At 58.2% G+C, this 18,964-nt stretch carries 17 protein-coding genes and 1 pseudogene; 9 read left to right on the forward strand and 9 right to left on the reverse strand.

The genetic code is table 11. The features are described from left to right. The first annotated feature begins 20 nt into the window (after positions 1 to 20). Positions 21 to 611 (forward strand): acyl-homoserine-lactone synthase, encoded by a 591-nt coding sequence (locus A7976_RS06470; protein WP_067108868.1) that lies wholly within the window; start codon positions 21 to 23, stop codon positions 609 to 611. Positions 612 to 621: 10 nt separating this feature from the next. On the opposite strand, the gene A7976_RS06475 is transcribed toward A7976_RS06470, so the two are convergent. Then, positions 622 to 1,968: a DEAD/DEAH box helicase gene (locus A7976_RS06475; RefSeq protein ID WP_205633472.1), complete on the reverse strand. Its 1,347-nt coding sequence runs from the start codon at positions 1,966 to 1,968 to the stop codon at positions 622 to 624. Between the two features lie 109 nt (positions 1,969 to 2,077). Continuing rightward, a pseudogene (locus tag A7976_RS06480) lies at positions 2,078 to 3,388 on the reverse strand (DEAD/DEAH box helicase); the annotation flags it as partial. Positions 3,389 to 3,757: 369 nt separating this feature from the next. On the opposite strand from A7976_RS06480, the gene typA reads away from it, so the two are divergent. Then, positions 3,758 to 5,566, forward strand: coding sequence for a translational GTPase TypA (gene typA, locus A7976_RS06485; RefSeq protein WP_067109179.1), 1,809 nt, complete (start codon positions 3,758 to 3,760; stop codon positions 5,564 to 5,566). A 72-nt stretch (positions 5,567 to 5,638) separates the two neighbouring features. On the opposite strand, the gene A7976_RS06490 is transcribed toward typA, so the two are convergent. Genes A7976_RS06490 through A7976_RS06510 form a run of 5 tightly spaced genes read right to left on the reverse strand, consistent with a single transcriptional unit; the run spans position 5,639 to position 10,589 of the window. Next, positions 5,639 to 6,124, reverse strand: coding sequence for a DUF456 domain-containing protein (locus A7976_RS06490; RefSeq protein ID WP_067108874.1), 486 nt, complete (start codon positions 6,122 to 6,124; stop codon positions 5,639 to 5,641). 1 nt (position 6,125) lies between these two features. Then, on the reverse strand, positions 6,126 to 7,016 hold the full coding sequence (locus tag A7976_RS06495) for a M48 family metalloprotease (protein ID WP_067108876.1): 891 nt from the start codon (positions 7,014 to 7,016) through the stop codon (positions 6,126 to 6,128). Then, a complete protein-coding gene (locus tag A7976_RS06500; RefSeq protein ID WP_067108879.1) occupies positions 7,013 to 7,525 on the reverse strand; it encodes an SH3 domain-containing protein in 513 nt (170 codons plus the stop codon). The genes A7976_RS06495 and A7976_RS06500 overlap by 4 nt, the downstream gene beginning before the upstream one ends. Further along, on the reverse strand, positions 7,522 to 9,231 hold the full coding sequence (locus A7976_RS06505) for a CHASE2 domain-containing protein (RefSeq protein ID WP_067108888.1): 1,710 nt from the start codon (positions 9,229 to 9,231) through the stop codon (positions 7,522 to 7,524). The genes A7976_RS06500 and A7976_RS06505 overlap by 4 nt, the downstream gene beginning before the upstream one ends. Further along, positions 9,231 to 10,589 (reverse strand): HDOD domain-containing protein, encoded by a 1,359-nt coding sequence (locus A7976_RS06510; RefSeq protein ID WP_067108891.1) that lies wholly within the window; start codon positions 10,587 to 10,589, stop codon positions 9,231 to 9,233. Before A7976_RS06510 ends, A7976_RS06505 begins: the two co-directional genes overlap by 1 nt. Positions 10,590 to 10,750: 161 nt before the next feature. Between A7976_RS06510 and A7976_RS06515 the strand changes: the two genes are divergently transcribed. The 6 genes from A7976_RS06515 to A7976_RS06535 are packed head-to-tail and all read left to right on the forward strand — an operon-like array spanning position 10,751 to position 15,789. Then, entirely contained in the window at positions 10,751 to 12,076 is a 1,326-nt protein-coding gene (locus A7976_RS06515) for a DNA recombination protein RmuC (protein WP_067108894.1), read from the forward strand. A 20-nt stretch (positions 12,077 to 12,096) separates the two neighbouring features. Beyond that, positions 12,097 to 12,273 carry a hypothetical protein gene (locus A7976_RS15160; RefSeq protein ID WP_165601726.1) on the forward strand — a complete coding sequence of 59 codons (177 nt, stop codon included), beginning with the start codon at positions 12,097 to 12,099 and terminating at the stop codon, positions 12,271 to 12,273. Beyond that, positions 12,273 to 12,527, forward strand: a complete 255-nt coding sequence (moaD, locus tag A7976_RS06520; RefSeq protein WP_082878017.1) for a molybdopterin converting factor subunit 1 — start codon at positions 12,273 to 12,275, stop codon at positions 12,525 to 12,527. Before A7976_RS15160 ends, moaD begins: the two co-directional genes overlap by 1 nt. A gap of 1 nt (position 12,528) precedes the next feature. Continuing rightward, the gene (gene moaE, locus A7976_RS06525; protein ID WP_067108900.1) at positions 12,529 to 12,984 is read left to right on the forward strand and encodes a molybdopterin synthase catalytic subunit MoaE; all 456 of its coding nucleotides are present in this window, start codon (positions 12,529 to 12,531) and stop codon (positions 12,982 to 12,984) included. 2 nt (positions 12,985 to 12,986) lie between these two features. Beyond that, complete coding sequence (locus A7976_RS06530; RefSeq protein ID WP_067108903.1) at positions 12,987 to 15,392, forward strand: Lon protease family protein; 2,406 nt, start codon at positions 12,987 to 12,989, stop codon at positions 15,390 to 15,392. Beyond that, the gene (locus tag A7976_RS06535) at positions 15,382 to 15,789 is read left to right on the forward strand and encodes an RNA-binding S4 domain-containing protein (RefSeq protein WP_067108906.1); all 408 of its coding nucleotides are present in this window, start codon (positions 15,382 to 15,384) and stop codon (positions 15,787 to 15,789) included. The genes A7976_RS06530 and A7976_RS06535 overlap by 11 nt, the downstream gene beginning before the upstream one ends. Here the strand turns inward: A7976_RS06535 and A7976_RS06540 are convergent. Then, positions 15,773 to 16,276, reverse strand: coding sequence for a hypothetical protein (locus A7976_RS06540; protein ID WP_067108909.1), 504 nt, complete (start codon positions 16,274 to 16,276; stop codon positions 15,773 to 15,775). The genes A7976_RS06535 and A7976_RS06540 overlap by 17 nt on opposite strands. A 71-nt stretch (positions 16,277 to 16,347) precedes the next feature. Beyond that, positions 16,348 to 17,445, reverse strand: a complete 1,098-nt coding sequence (locus A7976_RS06545) for a PA0069 family radical SAM protein (RefSeq protein WP_067109182.1) — start codon at positions 17,443 to 17,445, stop codon at positions 16,348 to 16,350. Positions 17,446 to 17,612: 167 nt separating this feature from the next. On the opposite strand from A7976_RS06545, the gene A7976_RS06550 reads away from it, so the two are divergent. After that, on the forward strand, positions 17,613 to 18,893 hold the full coding sequence (locus A7976_RS06550; RefSeq protein ID WP_067109185.1) for a nucleotide sugar dehydrogenase: 1,281 nt from the start codon (positions 17,613 to 17,615) through the stop codon (positions 18,891 to 18,893). The last annotated feature ends 71 nt before the right edge of the window (positions 18,894 to 18,964 follow it).

Consider the following 18,964-nt stretch of genomic DNA (forward strand, 5'->3'; position numbering starts at 1 on the left):
AACTCAAAGGAGAACGCATCATGGCTCATTCAATCAGAATCGCCCCAAGAAAGGACTTTGAAAGCAAGGAACTGTGGGATATGTACAAGCTGCGCGCCAAGATATTCAAGGAGCGTATGGGATGGGATGTGCCCATCATGAGCGGCATGGAAATCGACGGTTACGACGCGCTCGATCCGTATTACATGATGATTCACGACCAGAGCAACGCGCTAAAAGGCTGCTGGCGGGCACTGCCGACGGAAGGTCCCTATATGCTGAAGGATACCTTCCCGGAGCTTTTGCATGGTGCAGCAGCTCCGGAGAATCCCAAGATTTGGGAGTTGAGCCGCTTTGCGATCGAAGCCGACGGTCCGCAAGGTTTTGGCTTCTCCGGCCTGTCGTTGGATGCATTGCGTGAAATCGTCACCTTCGGCGACCGCATGGGCATCGAAAGCTATGTGACTGTGACCACCACCTCCATCGAACGCATGATGCGTCGCGCCCACTTCGGGGTATCGCGCTTCGGGCCGCCGATCCGGATAGGCGTGGAGAACGCCGTGGCGGTAGTGTTCGACATCGGACAGCAGACGCATGAGGCCTTGTTCGGCAATATGCCCAAGGCCGCTTAGCAGCCGCGGATCAGTCTTTGCGTAACAGTCCGCCAAGGAGCGCCGGAATTTCCCGTTTCTGCTTGGACATCGGTCGCGGGGTGTGGCGTATCGAGGCGTCGCTGCTCGCATCCGGTTCGTAAGGCCGATCGAACCAGGGGTCGCTCGATTTTTTCGCAGGGCGCGAGATCGGAGTTTCGCGTTCTGCGGATGGGCGGCGTTCGCTTCTGGGCTTGGCGCTACGTTCGATACGCGGAGGTTCTTCCTGCGGAATATCGCGCTTGATCAGCTTTTCGATTTCCTTCAGGTATTTTTCCTCCTCCGGGGAGACCAGTGACACGGCGACGCCCAAGGCGCCGGCGCGACCGGTACGGCCAATGCGGTGGACGTAGTCCTCGGGGGCATGCGGGATCTCGTAGTTAATCACCATCGGCAGCTGGTCGATGTCCAAGCCGCGGGCGGCAACATCGGTGGCGACCAGAGTGGTGATCTTGCCTTGTTTGAATGCGTCCAGAGCCTGAATCCGTTCCTGCTGGGATTTGTCGCCGTGGATGGCATCGGCGGCGATACCGTCGCGTTGCAGCAGGCGTGCCAGACGGCTGGCGGTAAGCTTGGTCTTGGTGAAGACGATGGCTTGCGAATTTTCGTTACGCAGCAGTTCGGCCAGCACGGCGTGCTTTTCGTCCTGAGCCACGCGGAATATTTTCTGCGTGACGTTCTCGGCCGCGGCGTTGCTACGCGCGACTTCAATGAGTGTCGGGTTGGTCAGGAAATCGTCGGCGAGCTTCTTGATATCGTTTGAGAAGGTAGCCGAGAACATCAGGTTCTGGCGTTGTTTCGGGAGTAACGCCAGGATGCGTTTCAAGTCCGGCAGGAAGCCCATGTCCAGCATGCGGTCGGCTTCGTCCAGGATCAGCATTTGTACCTGGTTGAGTTGTACGGTGCGCTGTTCGACGTGATCGAGCAGGCGGCCCGGTGTTGCCACCAGGATTTCGACGCCGCGCATCAGATGCGGCGTTTGCGTCTTGATATCCACACCGCCGAATACTACCAGCGAGCGCAGCGGCACGTGCTTGCCGTAGGTCTTGACGCTTTCTTCCACCTGGATCGCCAGTTCGCGCGTCGGCGTCAGGATCAGTGCGCGGACCGGATGACGTGCCGGTGAGGCGCTGGTGCTGGAGTACGGCAGCAGTTTTTGCAATAAGGGCAGGGTAAACGCGGCGGTCTTGCCGGTTCCGGTCTGGGCACCGGCCATGAGGTCTCGGCCGTCCAGCACCATCGGTATCGCTTGCGCCTGAATCGGCGTGGGTTTGGTATAGCCTTCTTCCTCTACGGCCCGCAGAATCTCGGGTGCCAGGTTGAGGGAGGCAAAAGTCATGGTTTCAGTCGTCACAGGGTTCAATTATCCTCAAACTGCCTTTGAATCGCCAAGTCACCGGCAAAGAGCGGTAGCTTGGCGAAGCAAATGGTAACGGTTACGCGAAGCTACGATTGCCGCGCGGCTTGAACGACGATTTCTCGCCGTCATGACGCTTCTGGCCGCCGTAGCCCTGGCCTTGGCCGCGCGGCTTGTGAGCCGGCTTGCCATCGAACTTGCCGGCGCCATGCTTGAAGCCCGGTTTGAATCCCGGCTTGCCGTTGCTGTTGCCGGTTTGCGGCTTGCGTTGCGGCTCCAGGCCGGCGATGACGGCGGCTTCCAGGCGCTGACCGGTGTACTGCTCAATCTTGCGCAACTGGAAACGTTCGCCATGGGCTGCGAAGGAAATCGCAATGCCGCTGCGACCGGCACGGCCGGTACGGCCGATACGGTGCACGTAGTCTTCGGCGAACTTCGGCAAGTCATAGTTAATGACATGGCTGATGCCGGCGATATCAATGCCGCGAGCAGCAACGTCGGTCGCGACCAGTACGTTCACATCGCCATGGCGCAGCTTGGTCAGCGTGCGGTTGCGCGCGCCCTGGGTCATGTCGCCATGCAGCGCGGCAGCCTTGTGGCCGGCGGCGATGAGGTCTTCCGACAGCAATTCGGCGTGACGCTTGGTGGAGGTGAATACGATGGCCTGGTTCACTTCCGGAGCGATCAGCAGGTGCTCCAGCAGTTTGTTCTTGTGGCCCATATCGTCCACGAAGTGCAGGCGTTGCTCGATGTTTTCGTGCTTGGCTTGCTGCGCTGCGATCTGGATCGTCTTGGGGTTGCGCAGGATTTGCGACGCGATGCGTGCAATATTGCCTTCAAGCGTGGCCGAGAACAGCAGGGTCTGGCGTTCGCCCGGCAGTGCGGAGCAGATGCGCTCGACGTCAGGCATGAAGCCCATGTCCAGCATGCGGTCGGCTTCGTCCAGGATCAGCATTTGCAGACGGGACAGGTCGATACGGCCGCGTTCCATGTGGTCCAGCAGGCGACCCGGCGTTGCCACCAGGATATCCAGCGGCTGGGACAGCAGCTTGTTTTGCAGCGGGTAGGGCATGCCGCCGACAATGCTGACAGTGCGTGCGCGGATGAACTTGCCGTATTTGCGTGCGGCATCGTTGACCTGGGCCGCCAATTCGCGCGTCGGTACGAGTACCAGGATGCGCGGGCCGCGGCTCTTCGAAGGGTGCGGCGTAGCCAGCAGGTTCAGTGCCGGAACGATAAAGGCAGCAGTTTTGCCGGTTCCGGTTTGGGCGGAGGCCATCAGGTCGTGACCGGCCATGATTTCAGGGATGGCTTCGGCCTGGATGGGCGTAGCTTCGGTATAACCCGCTTCTTGCAAAGCGTGAAGAATAGAGGGGTGCAGATTCAGGTTTTCAAAAGACACAATTTTTCCTTAACGAGAGGAACAGTAAATACGCAAGCAGGCACAGCTCTGTCGCAAGACAGAAAGGGGCACGGAATTCTGGATTGAATTCTTACCGGCGCTCAGGCATCGACGCTAACCGGTAAAAACAAGAGAAGTAACAGACGACTTCTAGAGGGGTCAGGGCGATGAATCGTCAAAGCAGTAGAACTGCGACGAAGCGCGCATTATAAGTGTAAAAATCGGCTTGTCAATCAATATTTTGCGATTTCCCCAGGCGTCTGGCGCGATGGATGGTTATACATGGAGTGACTAGCCATTATGTTGAATGGTAATTCCAATGATCGCGATGTGCTAGAATGCCGGGTTTTTCCAATACGGTTCAATTACATGTCACGCGACCTCAGAAATATCGCCATCATCGCCCACGTCGACCACGGCAAAACCACCATGGTGGACAAGCTGTTGCAGCAGGCAGGCACCTTCGCCGCCCACCAGCAAGTCGCCGAACGGGTGATGGACTCCAACGATCTTGAAAAGGAGCGCGGCATTACCATTCTGGCCAAGAATACCGCGGTCAATTTCGAAGGTACCCACATCAACATCGTCGACACGCCGGGACACGCCGACTTCGGCGGCGAAGTCGAGCGCGTGCTGGGCATGGTGGACGGCGTGGTGCTGCTGGTCGATGCGGTGGAAGGCCCGATGCCGCAAACCCGCTTCGTCACCAAGAAAGCGCTGGCACTGGGCCTCAAGCCCATCGTCGTGATCAACAAGGTGGACCGTCCGGGTGCACGCACCGACTGGGTGATCAACCAGACTTTCGATCTGTTCGCCAACCTTGGCGCAACCGACGAGCAACTCGATTTCCCGGTGGTGTACGCTTCCGCATTGAACGGTTTCGCTACACTGGATATGAAGATACCTTCCGACACCATGCGTCCGCTGTTCGAAACCGTGCTGAGGCACGTTGAACCGCCCCAGGGCGATCCGAACGCACCGCTGCAATTCCAGATTTCTGCGCTGGACTACTCCAGCTATACCGGCCGCCTGGGCGTGGGCCGCATCCTGAACGGCCGTATCAAGCCGGGCCAACAAGTCACCGTGATGAAGGGCGACGAGCAACTGGCAACCGGCCGCATCAATCAGGTGCTGGGCTTCCAAGGTCTTGAGCGCATCGCGGTGGAAGAAGCCGAAGCCGGCGACATCATCATCATTTCCGGTCTGGACGAAATCGGCATCGGCGTCACCATCGCCGATCGCGAAAATCCGGTGGGCCTGCCGCTGATGGCGGTGGACGAACCGACGCTGACCATGGACTTCATGGTGAACTCCTCGCCGCTGGCCGGCACCGAAGGCAAGTTCGTCACCAGCCGCCAGATTCGCGATCGCCTGACGCGCGAACTGCTGGTCAACGTTGCATTGAAGGTTGAAGACACTGCGGACGCCGACGTTTTCCGTGTTTCCGGTCGCGGCGAATTGCACCTCACCATCCTGCTGGAAAACATGCGCCGCGAAGGCTATGAAATCGCCGTCGGCAAGCCGCGTGTCGTGTTCAAGGAAATCGACGGCCAGAAGTGCGAGCCGTATGAAATCCTGACCGTTGACCTGGAAGACGAATGCCAGGGTGCCGTAATGGAAGAGCTGGGCCGCCGCCGTGGCGAGCTGCAGAACATGGCATCCGACGGCAATGGTCGTACCCGTCTGGAATACCGTATTCCGGCACGCGGCCTGATCGGCTTCCAGAGCGAATTCCTGACCATGACTCGCGGTACCGGCCTGATGGCGCACATTTTTGACGAATACGCTCCGCTCAAGGCCGACATGCCGAGCCGTCGCAACGGCGTGCTGATATCTTCCGAGCAGGGCGATGCTGTCGCTTACGCACTGTGGAAGCTGCAGGATCGCGGCCGCATGTTCGTCAACCCAGGTGACAAGCTGTACGAAGGCATGATTATCGGCATTCACAGCCGCGACAACGACTTGGTGGTAAACCCTATCAAGGGCAAGCAGCTGACCAACGTGCGTGCATCCGGTACCGACGAAGCCGTGCGCCTTGTTCCGCCTATCCTGATGTCGCTGGAATACGCGGTCGAATTTATCGACGACGACGAACTGGTGGAAATCACGCCAAAGTCGCTGCGTCTACGCAAGCGCCATCTGCAAGAGCACGAGCGCAAGAAGGCCGCCAAGGTCTGATTGCGGAAAAGTTTAGAATCGCAGCAAATAAAAAGCCCGGCATTGCCGGGCTTTTTATTATTTCTTTAACGGTTAGAAAAACCTTACGAGAACAAAAATTCCCACCATCGTCAGACCCAGGGCGATTTTTGCTGCTACGCCCAGCAGCAGCCCTATTGTTGTTCCGAGGCCGGCCATGCCGGCTGCGGTGAGTTCGCGACGCACGGATAGTTCGCCGATAACCGCGCCGAGAAAAGGCCCGATAATGATGCCGATGAAGCCCATGAAAATACCCGCGATCGCACCTATCCCGGCACCTATCATTGCTCGCGGACTCGCGCCGAAATGCTTGGCGCCCAGAATGCCGGCGAGAAAATCGACGACATAGATAAGGGCGGTGAGCGCGGCAAGGACGCCCAGGGTTCCATATCCGACATAAACGAAGTCTTCGGCCCAGGCGGCGGCCACCAGTCCCAGAAACAGCAGCGGCGCGCCGGGTAGCAGCGGCAACACGATGCCAACCAGTCCGGTAATGATCAGACTGACCGCTAGTACCCAAAGCAGGAGAGTGGTATCCACGCTAGTTCTTCAACTTGTAAAACCTGTTCTCCAACGTTTTTCCTTCGACCTTGTCCAGCCGGCTGCCGATGGCATCGCCCAAGGCAGTCAGACGGTCATCGGGATGGGGATGCGTCTTGAACAGGAGGGCGACGCGTCCGTCATCCTTACCGGCATGGCCGATGGCCTGCAGCACCTCCGGCAGGCCGAAGGGCTCATAGCCCGCGCGGCCGGCAAGCACGACGCCAATACGGTCGGCTTCGTATTCCGCGCTTTTGTCCAGGCTGCGGGCGCTGATTTCCGCACCGCTGCCGACGACTTTCTGCACGGTGGGGTTTTCCTTGCCCAGCTTGCCGCTGAGGAGTCCGGCACCCATGCTGAGCAATTGCTGCTTTTGCAGTAGCTTGAGCTGGTGTTTCTTGATGACATGACCGATTTCATGCCCGAGTACGCCGGCCAGTTCCGATTCGTTTTTCAATTGCCGATACAAGCCCTTGGTGATCAGCACGTAGCCGCCGGGGGCGGCGAAGGCATTGAGGTCTTCGGATTCAATGACGCCGAAATGCCAGGGAAGATATGGCCGCTCGCTTTGCGAAGCGACCCAGCGGCCGACCTGATTGACGTATTTCTGAAGCGCGAGATCCTTGACCAGCGGCGCGGCGCCAAGAATGTTGCCGGCGATTTCGCGACCCACTTGGATTTCCTCGGCACGGGAGGGCTTCTTCAGGTTGATGGTGGGCTCGGACTTGTCCGGCGATGGGTTCTCGGCTTGCGATGGATTATCGGCTTGAGCAGGAGCCGAAATTTCTTCCTGTTTCTTATCAAGCGCATCTTTGAGAACCCCGCCGAGATCGAGGGCTTGTGCAGGCGCGGACGCCAGGAATACGGCCAGCAGGAGTGAATGTTTGATCATTGCGCGCTCCCTTTGGTCGGTTGCGGTTGAGGCAGGTAATCAAGCTTGCGGGCTTTCAAACCTCCCGCGGTGACGAATGTCTTGCCATCTTCGGCGCTGATGGTGCTGGCTTCCAGTTGCTTCATTTCCTCTTCGTTGAATTTTGCGTCCTTCAATTCTTCCTCGTTCAGCCCGCGCACACCGGTCGTGGAAACAACTTGCCCGGTGCCGCTGCGGCCGGTTGCCAGGCCAAGTATGCCGGCGGCTTCATTCGATGAACCTTGGGTACCGCGTTTGACCGACAGCAGGCGAACCCAACCAGTGGATTTGCCGGCCTTGATCTGCAGCCAGGCACCTTTCTTGGTGAGGATTTCGATCTTGTCGTTGCGTTTCAGCGTGCCCACGGCTTTTGCGTCGGCATAGGGCTCTTTACGCAAGGTGTCGCTTTTCAGCGCAGTGCCGGTCTCACCGGCAAATGCGATGCCGGACAGCATGAGCAGCGCCGCCAGCAAGGTGTTTAAATGTTTCATGCTTTATCCTTTTCTTCTTGCATGTGTTCCAGTTTCAATATGGCTTGAGCGAAAAGCGCGCGCCATTGCGGGGCCAGCGGCTTTTCGCCCGAAAGCAGGCCTTCATGCAGTGTGTATCGGGCATCAACGTCGGAAGGCACGCCCGCCCGGCGCAATGCCATCGCAAGCTGCTCGCCGATTCCGGCGGCCTCCTGCCGGATACGATCTGCTTGCGCAGTGTTGTCATGTTCGCAGGTCCAGCGGATGACGAGCATGTCGCCGAAAAGGCCCCAGATGCCGCTCTGTATGCCCTTCATGGATTCCACGTTTTTCGGTATCTTGCCTATTTCAAGCAGCTCACCGCGTATCTTTTTGAGCGTGCCTTCGCCCAATGGTTCTGGGCTCGCGATCAGTACCGGCATCAGTATGGCCTGCAGGCCTTCTTCGCCGGGCGAGACGCCGAACGCAAGCCAGCGCTGCAAGGCGCGGTCGGTAGCAAGCGCGTAGACTTTGGCGATACTAAAATAGCCGATGGCCCAGGTGACCGGGCCGGTCAGGTCGACATAAGTATCGGTAAGGTTGATGCCGATGTAGGAGATCGCCAGAAGCGCGACCTGGCTGCTACTGAAAATGCTGTTGAAGCGATCGCGGTCGACATTGCGGTAGAACGCAGCTGCGGTCAGCCATACCAAAAGCAGGCTCATCGCCAGATAGGGCAGGGTGCCACGCCAGAAACGCAAATAATCGCCGTTCTTGACGTTATCGATGGCGGTGGCGAGGATTTCTACGCCGGGATGGGTTTTCGCCATCGCGGTGGCCTTGAGGTCGAACAGGCTGGGTGCGGTGGAGCCGATGATGACGATCTTGCCGGTAAATTCGTTTTGCGGGCGCTTGGGCGTTTTTGCCGACATGTCCAGATAGACGTCGCTGAAACTGGCGTAGCGATAGGTAAAGGGGCCGCCGCGCCAGTTGAGCAGCATGTTTTCCTGATCCGGCACTTTGTCTCCCATGGCTTGGCCGACAACGAGCGGCAGTGATGGAATGCGCCAGCCGTAATCGTCACGATACAGCCGGTATTCGCGCACGATGCCGTCGCGGTCGGGGTAAATATTGTGCGTACCGATGCGGCCGGGTTTCAGCATGGCCTCGAAGTGCGGAAGCACGACGGCAATGTTGCCGGGAGCCGGCGGAATATTGGCTGCTGCTTCCGCAGGGATGCGCTGCACACCAGGAATCATCTCTGGGCTGATCTGGCTCAGGTGATCCTGCGTTTCCGACAGGCGCAGGAAAGGGAAAAACGTATTGTCGGTACCGGCGACCACTTCGTTGAAATAGGCATCGCTATCCGGGTTATACACATCGGCGTCGCTGAACAGGATATCGAATACCACCGCCTTGGGCTGCTGCGCTTCCAGATGTTCCAGAAACTCGCCCATGACCTGACGCGGCCAGGGCCAGCGCCCGTAGTCGCGGGAAAGCGCCGCCAGGCTGGCTTCGTCGATATCGACGATGACGATGTCCGGATCGGGTGCCGGCTGGACGACACGGTGCCGTACCGTGAAGTCGAAGGCCTTTTGACGCATGTTGGTGCCGACATTGAACACGCTGGCATCGAGCACGATCAGCACGGTCAGAAATGCGGCGAGGAACAAATAAAAATTGTTGCGGAAGCGGCGGGCGAAAACCGCGGACCAGTGGCTGATGGCAAGTCGTAGGTTGGAGAACATCAAGCGGACGGATTGGCGTTGGAATTGGCGATGCGTTGCGCAGCCAGAAGCCTGGCCGCAAGCAGACGGGTATTGATCGGCGTGCGCAGGATTTCATCGACGCCGGCTTCGTAGGCCTCCATTTTGCGCCGTTCGTCTTCAAAGGGCGTCAGCAGGATGAAGTAAAGCTTGCTGCCGGCCGGGACTTTACGCAGGTCGGAGCAAAGCTTGAGCCCATCCATGCCTGGCATCAGCCAATCGGAAATGATGACCTGCGGCAGGTCGTGGGTTGCCATGCCAAATGCGGTCAGCCCGTTATCGGTCGTGGTGACGCTATGGCCGGCGGCCGTCAGGAACTTACCGAGCAATATGCGCTGGGAATCATCGGCACCAACGAGCAGTATGCGTAAAGCTACAGTCGCCGGCTGAACCGTTTCCATCACGGGCTCGCTTCGGAGGGGAGAAGCCTTGATCGGCGGCATCATCAGGGGACGAGGATTGTAGCGTCGTGTCTGAACATTGAGGAGCTTGGCCCAATCCATCCAGTTCATGGAAGTTTGTTCGAGCAGCAATTCCAATTGTTCGCGGTCGATATCGAGCATGGAGCAGCTGATCGATAGTTGTTCGATCAGGGCTGGGTCTTCCTGACCGTGGATGCAGGCATGTGCGAGCAGGGCGGAAAGTTGCAGTGTGTAGGTAAGCCGCAGCATCCGTGAATTTTCGGGAAAACCGGAGCTGATCGGGTCCTCGTGGTAATACATTGCATCGATGAACAGGCGTGGGATTCCCCAATCCTGCAGCATCAGCACCAGCATGTCGCGCTGGTTCAGGCCGAACCTCTCCAGTTCGGCTTGCATGATGATGTCGACCGGGGCTGCCGGCAGGCTCTGCAGGATTTCGCCATAGCTTGCCGGACGGGCGGTTACCAGCGCCAGTTGGCCTATGCCACACATCAGGCCGGCATTGAAGATTTCTGCCGGGGGCGCGACCCGGTTCAGCTGGCTGATGGCCTGGGCAGCATTGGCCTTGGCGATGGCGGTGGACCAGAAATACTCATAATCGAACAGCTTGCATGGGCCGTCGCGATAATTGCTGATCAGCGACATGCACAATACCGCCTGCCGCACGGCATGGATGCCGATGAGGATCAGGGTGTCTATCGTAACCGAGGCAATCGGGCGCGACTTGTTCGGATTGACGTAATTCGCGATTTTGATGATACGCCCTGAAAGCGCCGGATCGGTCTGAATCGCGCTTGCAAGCTCAGTCAGCGATACGGTTTCTTCCTGGCATAAATGCATGACCCGCAGGGCAACCCCTTTCGGCGAAGGCAGCATGCCAGCCGCCTTCAGTTCTGAAAAATCGAGCGTTTCGGTCATTGATAGACATTTCTAGTTTTAGGTTGACCCCGTCCCAACATATCAGCTTATTTTTATAATGTGACGGCAGTGTCGCATAAATCATTGAGGCATGAAAATAGCGACAGCGCCGATGCGCATATGGAGCATAAGTTATAATCGACGGAGGAAATGAAAACTTTATGATCGATTATCTGATTCTGTTGCTGCTGAGCCTGTGCCTGGCGATTTCGATATGGGTGCTGCTGCAGTTGAAGCGTCAGCGCGACGTGCTCCCCGAGTTGCGGGTTCAGTTGGAGGAAAAGCATCGATCCATGTTGCTTGATCTGCATGATGGCCTCAACCGGTTGGGCGACCGCCTGGGAACGGCCTCCGCGGATGCAAGCGAAAAGCTTCGTGCCGGGGTCGCGCAGGAGCTCCAGCAGACGCGGGATGCAATGCAGGCGCTCCAGCTCTCGCAGTCGCAAAGCCTGTCGCAGACCCGCGAAACGGTGCTCGAAAAATTGCACCAGACCCTGGCAGAGCAGGGCAAGGCGGAGCAGGAGCTTATCCAGTCCACGATGCGTAACGCTACGCTGCAACTGACCTCCAGCATCGAAACCCTGACCAAGACCGTGGATGGCCGCCTCGAACAGATCGGCGGCAAGGTGAGCGAACGCTTGGACGAGGGCTTCAAGAAAACCAATGAGACTTTCGTCAGCGTGATGGCGCGCCTCGCGACCATAGACGAAGCGCAAAAGAAGATCGATGGCCTGACCAGCAACGTCGTCAGCCTGCAGGAATTGCTGGGCGACAAACGCTCGCGTGGCGCCTTCGGAGAAGTGCAGCTTGAGGCGTTGGTGCGCAACATCCTGCCGGTCACTGCCTATGAAATGCAGCATTGTCTTCCGAACGGCACGCGCGTCGATTGCGCCTTGTTTCTGCCCGAGCCTACCGGTACGGTGGCGGTCGACTCCAAATTCCCGCTCGAAAACTATCATCGCATGTACGAAATCGGCATCAGCGAGGCCGAGCGCCTGCTGGCGCAAAAACAGTTCAAGGCCGATGTGCGGAAACATGTGGACGATATTGCGGCCAAATACATCATTGCCAGCGTCACTTCCGACGGCGCGGTGATGTTTGTCCCGGCGGAAGCGGTGTTCGCGGAAATCCACGCGTATCATCCCGATATCGTCGATTACGCGATGAGCCGCCGCGTGTGGGTGGTGTCGCCGACTACGCTGATGGCAGTGCTGAATACCGCCCGGGCCGTGCTCAAGGATGTGGAAACGCGCAAGCAGGTGCACATCATCAAGGACGAACTCGGCAAGCTCGGCAAGGAGTTCGGGCGTTTCGACCAGCGCATGAAGAAGTTGGCCGATCATATCCGTCAGGCGCATGAGGACGCGCTGGACGTGCATACCACCAGCCAGAAGATCAGCCGGCGATTTGCCGCGATCGAAAAGGTAGAACTGGAAGGCGAGACAGTGTCCGCCGAATTGCTTGCGGACGACCCCGACAAGGAATAACGATTTTTTGAGGACAAATCATGGAAGACGATAGCATAGTGATCATGCTGATTCAGCAATATGCCGCCAAGTTCGGCATTACCTTCAGCTCGAAAGCGATGGAAGACGAAGCCACCAAGCAGAAGGCGATGCAACTGATGATGGAAGCGGTTAGCGGCAAGCGCGGCCCTGTTACAGACGAAGATCTGGGGATCTGATGGTCAAGCTGCTTTATTTCGCTCGCTTGCGAGAGGCGCTCGGCACCTCCGAAGAAGAAATTGCCGTGCCGGATGGCGTGACCGATATTCAGCGCTTAATGGCCTGGCTGGCGCAGCGCGGCGGTGCATGGCAGGAGGAGTTTACCGGATGCCGTCCCCTGCGCGCCGCGGTGAATCAGGAGCTGGTCGGAAATACGAGCGGGTTTCACGATGGCGACGAGATCGCCTTCTTTCCGCCGGTGACCGGGGGCTGACATGGTTCGGGTGCAGCTTGAGGATTTCGATGCCGGTGCGGAAATCACCCGCCTGCGCCTGGCGCGGCCCGATACCGGAGCGGTGGCTGCTTTCATCGGGCAGGTGCGCGATCTCAACGAGGGTGCCGAAATCTCCGGCATGACGCTGGAGCACTACCCCGGCATGACCGAAAAAGCGCTGGAAGCCATTGTTGATCAGGCCAGGCAGCGCTGGAATATCTTCGACGCACTGGTGATTCATCGCATTGGCGCATTGAAGCCTCTCGATCAGATCGTGCTGGTGGTGGTTTCCGGCGCGCATCGCGGCGAGGCTTTTTCCGCCTGCGAGTTCATCATGGATTACCTCAAGACCGAGGCACCTTTCTGGAAAAAAGAGCGGACCGAAACCGGAGATCGCTGGGTCGATGCCCGCTCCAGCGATGACACGGCCAAACAACGCTGGACGGAAAACCAATAACTATGCGTGAGCTTGCCCCGTCACAACTGACGGTGATGTACGACCTTGCCGAACTCGGCTTCGACGACACTTCTGAAATCAAGGAAACTTCATCCGGCTGGATCGGCCAGCAGCGCGCGGAAAAAGCCGCGCGATTTGGCTTGTCTCTGGAGCGGCCGGATTATCATCTTTTCGTGCTCGGCGAAGCTGGCAGCGGACGCTCATCCTTGATGTTTCGCCTGATGCAAGAGGTCGCGGCTGCCCGCCCAGCGGTTTCCGATCTTGTTTACCTGCAGAATTTCGAGCACCCCGAGCGGCCTCTGGCGCTGCGCCTGCAGACAGGCCAGGCTGTCGTGTTGCGCAAGGCGTTGGAAGATTTCTCCGAACGTATCGCCCGCGACCTTCCGCGCAAGCTGGACGAAGAGAGCGTCCGCCTCGATAGCGAGCGCCTGCGGAAATCCCACCGACAGCCTGTCGAACAGGCGTACGCCGATCTGGTCGCCTTCGCGGCATCGCGCCATTTTGCGTTGCGCCGCGAAGAAGGGCGCCTGGTATTTACACTCAGGGATGAAAACGGTCTGGCGATGCAGGACGATGCCGTCCTCGCGCTGCCGCCGGAGCAACGTCTTGGGATGGAAACGGCCGAGCAGGAACTGCGTGCGGAAATCGGCAAATATCTCGAGACGGTGCGGCCCGTCGAGGAGACGCTGGAAAAGGCTCTGACGCAATTGCGCCGCCAGGCGATCGTTCCCGTCGTCGAGCGCGAGATCGAAGGCGTTCGCAATGTCATGGCCGACAAGGTGCTGGAGCCGGAAAAATTCTCCCGCTACCTGAACGAGCTGGCCGACGATGCCTTGCGTTCGTTCGATTTGTTTACCGAGACGCATGAAGAAGCTCGGGAGCAGATCGAGTCGCGCTTGTCGCGCTATCGCGTCAATATCCTGGTGGATAACTCCGCCACTGCTGGCGCTCCGGCGCTGCGCGATGACGATCCCGTATTCCGTTCCTTGTTCGGCGGTATCGATTTCCAGGCCGAAAGCGGCGTACTCGCGACGGATTTCACGCGTATTCGCGCCGGCAACCTCCACCGCGCGCATGGCGGGTATCTGATGCTGCATCTGCGCGATGTGGCGCGCGACGCCACGGTATGGGAGAAATTGCAGCGTTACTTGCGTCACGGCTGCCTGCAAATCGAGGAGCCGGGCGCCGTGTCGGGTCAATTATCCGCGATGACGCTCGAACCGGAATCGCTCGAAATTCGTACCAAGCTGATATTGATCGGCTCGCGCGAAGACTATTACGGTTTGCAGGAACACGACCCCGACCTGATGCGTCATTTCCGCGTCAAGGTCGATTTTGCCGAATACTTTCCAGCCAACACCGAAACGCGCCGCGCTCTTGCGGCTTTTATTGCCCAGCGCTGTCGCGATCTCGGTTTGCCTCACTTTTCGAACGCCGCCGTTGCCCGCTTGCTGCTTGAAATGCAACGCGGCATCGACGATCAGCGACACATCGGCACGGAGCTGGGCGAACTGGAAGCCTGGCTCATCGAAGCGGCGGCATTTTGCCGGGGCGTGGGGAGCGGTGCGGCAGTTTCAGTGCAAGATGTCATGGATGCATTGACGGCACGACGCGAGCGTCACGATTATCCTGAGCACCAAATGCTGGAATCGATTGCGGCCGGCGAATTGATGATCCGGGTGCATGGGGCCGTGGCGGGTCAGATCAATGGACTGGCCCAAGTCGATCTGGGCGATTATCGCTTTGGCCTGCCGATACGCATTACCGCTCGCACCTATGCCGGCGACGAGGGCGTGCTGAATATCGACCGCGAAGTCGAAATGACATGCCCCTCGCATGACAAGGGAGTGTTCATCCTGCAAAGCTGGTTGTCGGCGGCATTCGCGCATCTCGCGCCGCTCAGCCTTTCTGCCTCACTGGTATTCGAGCAGGAATACCACGGCGTGGAAGGAGATTCCGCCTCGTGCGCCGAATTGTTCGCGCTGCTCTCCGCGCTGTCGGGTATCGCCTTGCCGCAAGGGATGGCTGTCACAGGCGCACTCAATCAGCACGGCGAAGTCATGCCGGTAGGTGGCATCAACGAAAAAATCGAAGGCTGGTTCCGCACTTGCCGAAAGCTGGGCCTCGACGGCACGCAAGGCGCCATCATCCCCGCCCGCAACGGTCCGCATCTCGTGCTCGACGGAGAGGTACTCGAAGCTGTGGAACGCGGCGACTTCCGTATTCTGGTGATGGACCACGTGCTGGAGGGCATTGCATTGCTGACCGGCCTGGAAGCCGGGGTGCCGGACGAATCGGGCAGCTATCCAGAGGATTCCGTGATGGGGCGTGCGCAGCAGGCGCTGGAAGACTATCGCAAGGCTTGCGATGAAAGCGGCCATCCACGCGAGCACGAACATGGCAAATAAAGAGATGGACGACGCTGCCGGCAAAGTGCGCATCGACAAATGGTTATGGGCAGCCCGTTTTTTCAAGACGCGGGGGTTGGCGGCGGATGCTATCGATGGCGGCAAGATTCGCTACGATGGAGAGCGACCCAAGCCCGCCAAGGAAGTAAAGTTGGGCGCGGTGCTGCGTATCACCCGTTCCGACGGCGAGTGGGAAGTGATTGTTCGCGGTTTGTCGGGCCAACGTCGTGGCGCCCCGGAAGCATCCTTGCTTTATGAGGAAACCGAGCAAAGCCGTCAGCGTCGCGAGCAGGCAGCGTTGACAAAGGAAGCAGACCACGCGATGCGCGATCACGGCATGGGCCGACCGACCAAGCGGGACCGGCGCTTGATCAAGCGTTTTAACGAGGGCTACTGACGCCTTCTGCCGGTAGGCTTTCGCTGCGTGCCAATTTCTGCAACAAACGTGTTGCCTCTTCGCCGCCGCAAATCTTGTCCAATGCATCGAGAAACTTTGGGTAAAGCTGGTGCATCGCCTCTGGCGTGCCGGCTTTCTTGAGCGCGATGGTCAAGCTTAGCGCCGCCGCCGCGTTGGCATTCTCGACGATGCCGATCAAGTAGTGCAGGTAACGGCGTATTTCTCTGGCCGCGTCTTGCGTTTCCAGCTGCGCTGCATTTGCAGGGATGGTCGTTGTTGGCGAGGTGGTGATCAGTTCCTTATCAATCAGTATGCGCAGGACGTCGTCCAGCCGCTCGGGCATCTGCCGCATCGCGTGCCGCATCTCTTCCGGTGATTTACCGTGGCCGATCACAATGAGCGTCGCGCGCTGCCAGCGCGTCAGTCCAAGTTTGCGGTCCGAGATTTCATGATGGCCTTGGGAGGTGCGCTGATAGAATGATTCCATGGGGCGGCATAAATGGCATAGGACGACGGCTACTTTGGCAACGTATCATGACGGGCAGATGACAGCCGCTCTCAGAATAGCGGCAGCTGGGGCGATGAAGACGGCGGGGCAGGCGGGGTGAAAAGCGAACAATCGAGCGTGTTGCGGCTGCGATTGAGCCCCAGCCGCTCGCATGCCAGCTTGAAACGCCGGGCGATCAGTTCGGCGAAGAGGCCTTCGCCTTTCATGCGTGTGTGGAAGGTGGCATCGTAGGCTTTGCCGCCGCGGCTCTGACGAATCAGGCTCAGCACATGCTCCGCCTTAAGCGGGTAATGCCGCTGCAACCACTCCTCGAACAGTGGCGCTATCTCGTACGGCAATCGCAGCAGCACATAGCCTGCGCCACTTCCGCCCGCTGCAGCAGCCAGTTCCAGAATACGCTCCATGTCATGGTCGGTCAGCGCCGGGATCACCGGGGCAACCATGACACCGGTGGGTATTCCGGCTTCCGCCAGCCTGCGGATGGTCTCCAGCCGTCGTTCCGGCGCCGCCGCGCGCGGCTCAAGTCTGCGCGCGATGCTGCGATCCAGCGTGGTAATGGTGACATAAATAGAAGTCAGCCGCTGCGCGGCCATCGACGCAAGTAGGTCGATATCGCGCTCCACTAATGCTGACTTGGTGACCATCGTGACCGGGTGTCGCGTTTCCGCCAGCACTTCAAGGATGCCACGCGTAATACGGTATTCACGCTCGATCGGCTGGTAGGCGTCGGTATTCATCCCCAATGCGATTGGCGCACAGCGGTAACCTGGCTTCGCCAATTCGCGCCGCAATATGTCTGGCGCATCAGGTTTGGCCTGCAACCTGCTCTCGAAATCCAGCCCCGGAGACAGTCCCAGATAGGCATGGCTGGGCCGCGCGTAGCAGTAGATGCAGCCATGCTCGCAGCCCCGATAAGGGTTGATGGTGCGGTCGAACGGGATATCTGGCGAATCGTTGTAAGTGATGATCTTGCGCGTGGCGTCGATGGCCACTTCGGTGCGCAGCGTCGGCGGCTCCTCATCCAGACTGCCCCAGCCGTCGTCGAAGCTTTCCCGGTCATGGGCGTCGAAACGGCTGTTGTCGTTGCTGGCGGCTCCACGGCCTTTATGGATGAACAGGCGAACCGGTTTGATCTGCGGATCGGTCATGAAAAGTCCGAAATTATTGTACGATCGTACAATAAAATTGTAGCTGACCATCTACTGATATGCAACGTTTTAAAGCACGATCCAGATCGAAAGCCGCGTCGTTACAACTTTTGCTCCAGATTGAAATCCCCCGGTAGAATGACGCAAATTCAACAATGGATATCTGGATGAGCACGATTGCGGTGGTAGGGTTGGGATATGTGGGGTTGCCGCTTGCAGTGGCGTTTGGCAGGCTGAAAAAAACGATCGGTTTCGACCTCTCGGCTGAAAAGATTCGGCATTACAAGCAACACCACGATCCATCCGGTGAGGTATCCAGCCAGGAATTGCAGGCAGCAGTGCATCTGACTTGCACCACCGATCCATCCTTGCTTGCCGAAGCTGATTGCATCATCGTCGCCGTCCCTACGCCGGTAGACGCAGCGCACCAACCTGATTTCTCACCCCTGGTTAACGCCAGCCGCATGATCGGCCAATATATGAAGCGCGGCGCGCTCATCATTTACGAATCCACCGTCTATCCCGGCGCGACCGAAGAAGTTTGCATTCCGATCCTGGAAGAAGCTTCAGGCTACAAATGGCTAGCGGATTTCAACGTCGGCTACTCTCCAGAGCGTATCAATCCGGGTGACAAGGAGCACAGCCTGCGCAATACCGTGAAAGTGGTCGCCGGCGATACCGCGCAGACATTGGATAAAGTCACCGCACTATACGAATCGGTCGTCGAGGCGGGCGTTCATCGTGCCTCCTGCATCAAGGTCGCGGAAGCCGCCAAGGTCATCGAAAACACCCAGCGGGATCTCAATATTGCCTTGATGAACGAACTCGCCATCATCTTCGACAAGATAGGAATTGATACTCTCGAGGTATTGCAAGCCGCTGGAACAAAATGGAATTTCCTGCCTTTCCGACCTGGCTTGGTTGGCGGGCATTGCATTGGCGTTGACCCTTACTACCTGACATACAAGGCCGATATGATCGGCTACCATCCACAGGTGATTCTGGCCGGACGGCGGATCAATGACGGCATGGGGAAGTTTGTCGCCGAACAGACGGTCAAGCGCATGATCGAGTGCGGTAGCCCGATTAAGGGCGCCAAAGTTACCGTTCTAGGCCTGACCTTCAAGGAGAACTGTTCCGACTTGCGTAATTCGCGCGTCATCGATGTGATCAACGAGTTATGCAGCTACGGCGTTGAGGTTCAGGTGCACGATCCTGTTGCAGATCCTGGTGAGGCGCTCCATGAATATGACGTGGAAATTACTCCGTGGGAGAGTCTTGTCGAAGCGGATGCGCTTGTCGTAGCCGTGGCACATAGACAATATCTTGAAATCCCATTGAATGAGCTTCTGGATAAAGTAAAGCCAAAAGGCGTATTCATTGATGTCAAATCACAATTTAATCTACGGTTGCTGCAAACTAATGAAGTGCGAGTCTGGCGGTTGTAAGAATTGTTGCTTTTCTTGACTCGCCATTCTCTAGAATGTTCTAATCCATGCGTTCATTGATTGAACGCATG

The organism is Methylobacillus sp. MM3 (assembly GCF_001645185.1).
Taxonomy (GTDB): domain Bacteria; phylum Pseudomonadota; class Gammaproteobacteria; order Burkholderiales; family Methylophilaceae; genus MM2.

Bases quoted from the DNA above. Each gene is read 5' to 3' on its own strand.
- A7976_RS06505 (WP_067108888.1), bottom strand. From the start codon at position 9,231: ATGTTCTCCAACCTACGACTTGCCATCAGCCACTGGTCCGCGGTTTTC.
- moaE (WP_067108900.1), top strand. From the start codon at position 12,529: ATGGTTCGGGTGCAGCTTGAGGATTTCGATGCCGGTGCGGAAATCACC.
- A7976_RS06510 (WP_067108891.1), bottom strand. From the start codon at position 10,589: ATGACCGAAACGCTCGATTTTTCAGAACTGAAGGCGGCTGGCATGCTG.
- A7976_RS15160 (WP_165601726.1), top strand. From the start codon at position 12,097: ATGGAAGACGATAGCATAGTGATCATGCTGATTCAGCAATATGCCGCC.
- A7976_RS06475 (WP_205633472.1), bottom strand. From the start codon at position 1,968: ATGACTTTTGCCTCCCTCAACCTGGCACCCGAGATTCTGCGGGCCGTA.
- A7976_RS06545 (WP_067109182.1), bottom strand. From the start codon at position 17,445: ATGACCGATCCGCAGATCAAACCGGTTCGCCTGTTCATCCATAAAGGC.
- moaD (WP_082878017.1), top strand. From the start codon at position 12,273: ATGGTCAAGCTGCTTTATTTCGCTCGCTTGCGAGAGGCGCTCGGCACC.
- A7976_RS06535 (WP_067108906.1), top strand. From the start codon at position 15,382: ATGGCAAATAAAGAGATGGACGACGCTGCCGGCAAAGTGCGCATCGAC.
- A7976_RS06470 (WP_067108868.1), top strand. From the start codon at position 21: ATGGCTCATTCAATCAGAATCGCCCCAAGAAAGGACTTTGAAAGCAAG.
- A7976_RS06515 (WP_067108894.1), top strand. From the start codon at position 10,751: ATGATCGATTATCTGATTCTGTTGCTGCTGAGCCTGTGCCTGGCGATT.
- A7976_RS06495 (WP_067108876.1), bottom strand. From the start codon at position 7,016: ATGATCAAACATTCACTCCTGCTGGCCGTATTCCTGGCGTCCGCGCCT.
- A7976_RS06540 (WP_067108909.1), bottom strand. From the start codon at position 16,276: ATGGAATCATTCTATCAGCGCACCTCCCAAGGCCATCATGAAATCTCG.
- A7976_RS06550 (WP_067109185.1), top strand. From the start codon at position 17,613: ATGAGCACGATTGCGGTGGTAGGGTTGGGATATGTGGGGTTGCCGCTT.
- typA (WP_067109179.1), top strand. From the start codon at position 3,758: ATGTCACGCGACCTCAGAAATATCGCCATCATCGCCCACGTCGACCAC.
- A7976_RS06500 (WP_067108879.1), bottom strand. From the start codon at position 7,525: ATGAAACATTTAAACACCTTGCTGGCGGCGCTGCTCATGCTGTCCGGC.
- A7976_RS06530 (WP_067108903.1), top strand. From the start codon at position 12,987: ATGCGTGAGCTTGCCCCGTCACAACTGACGGTGATGTACGACCTTGCC.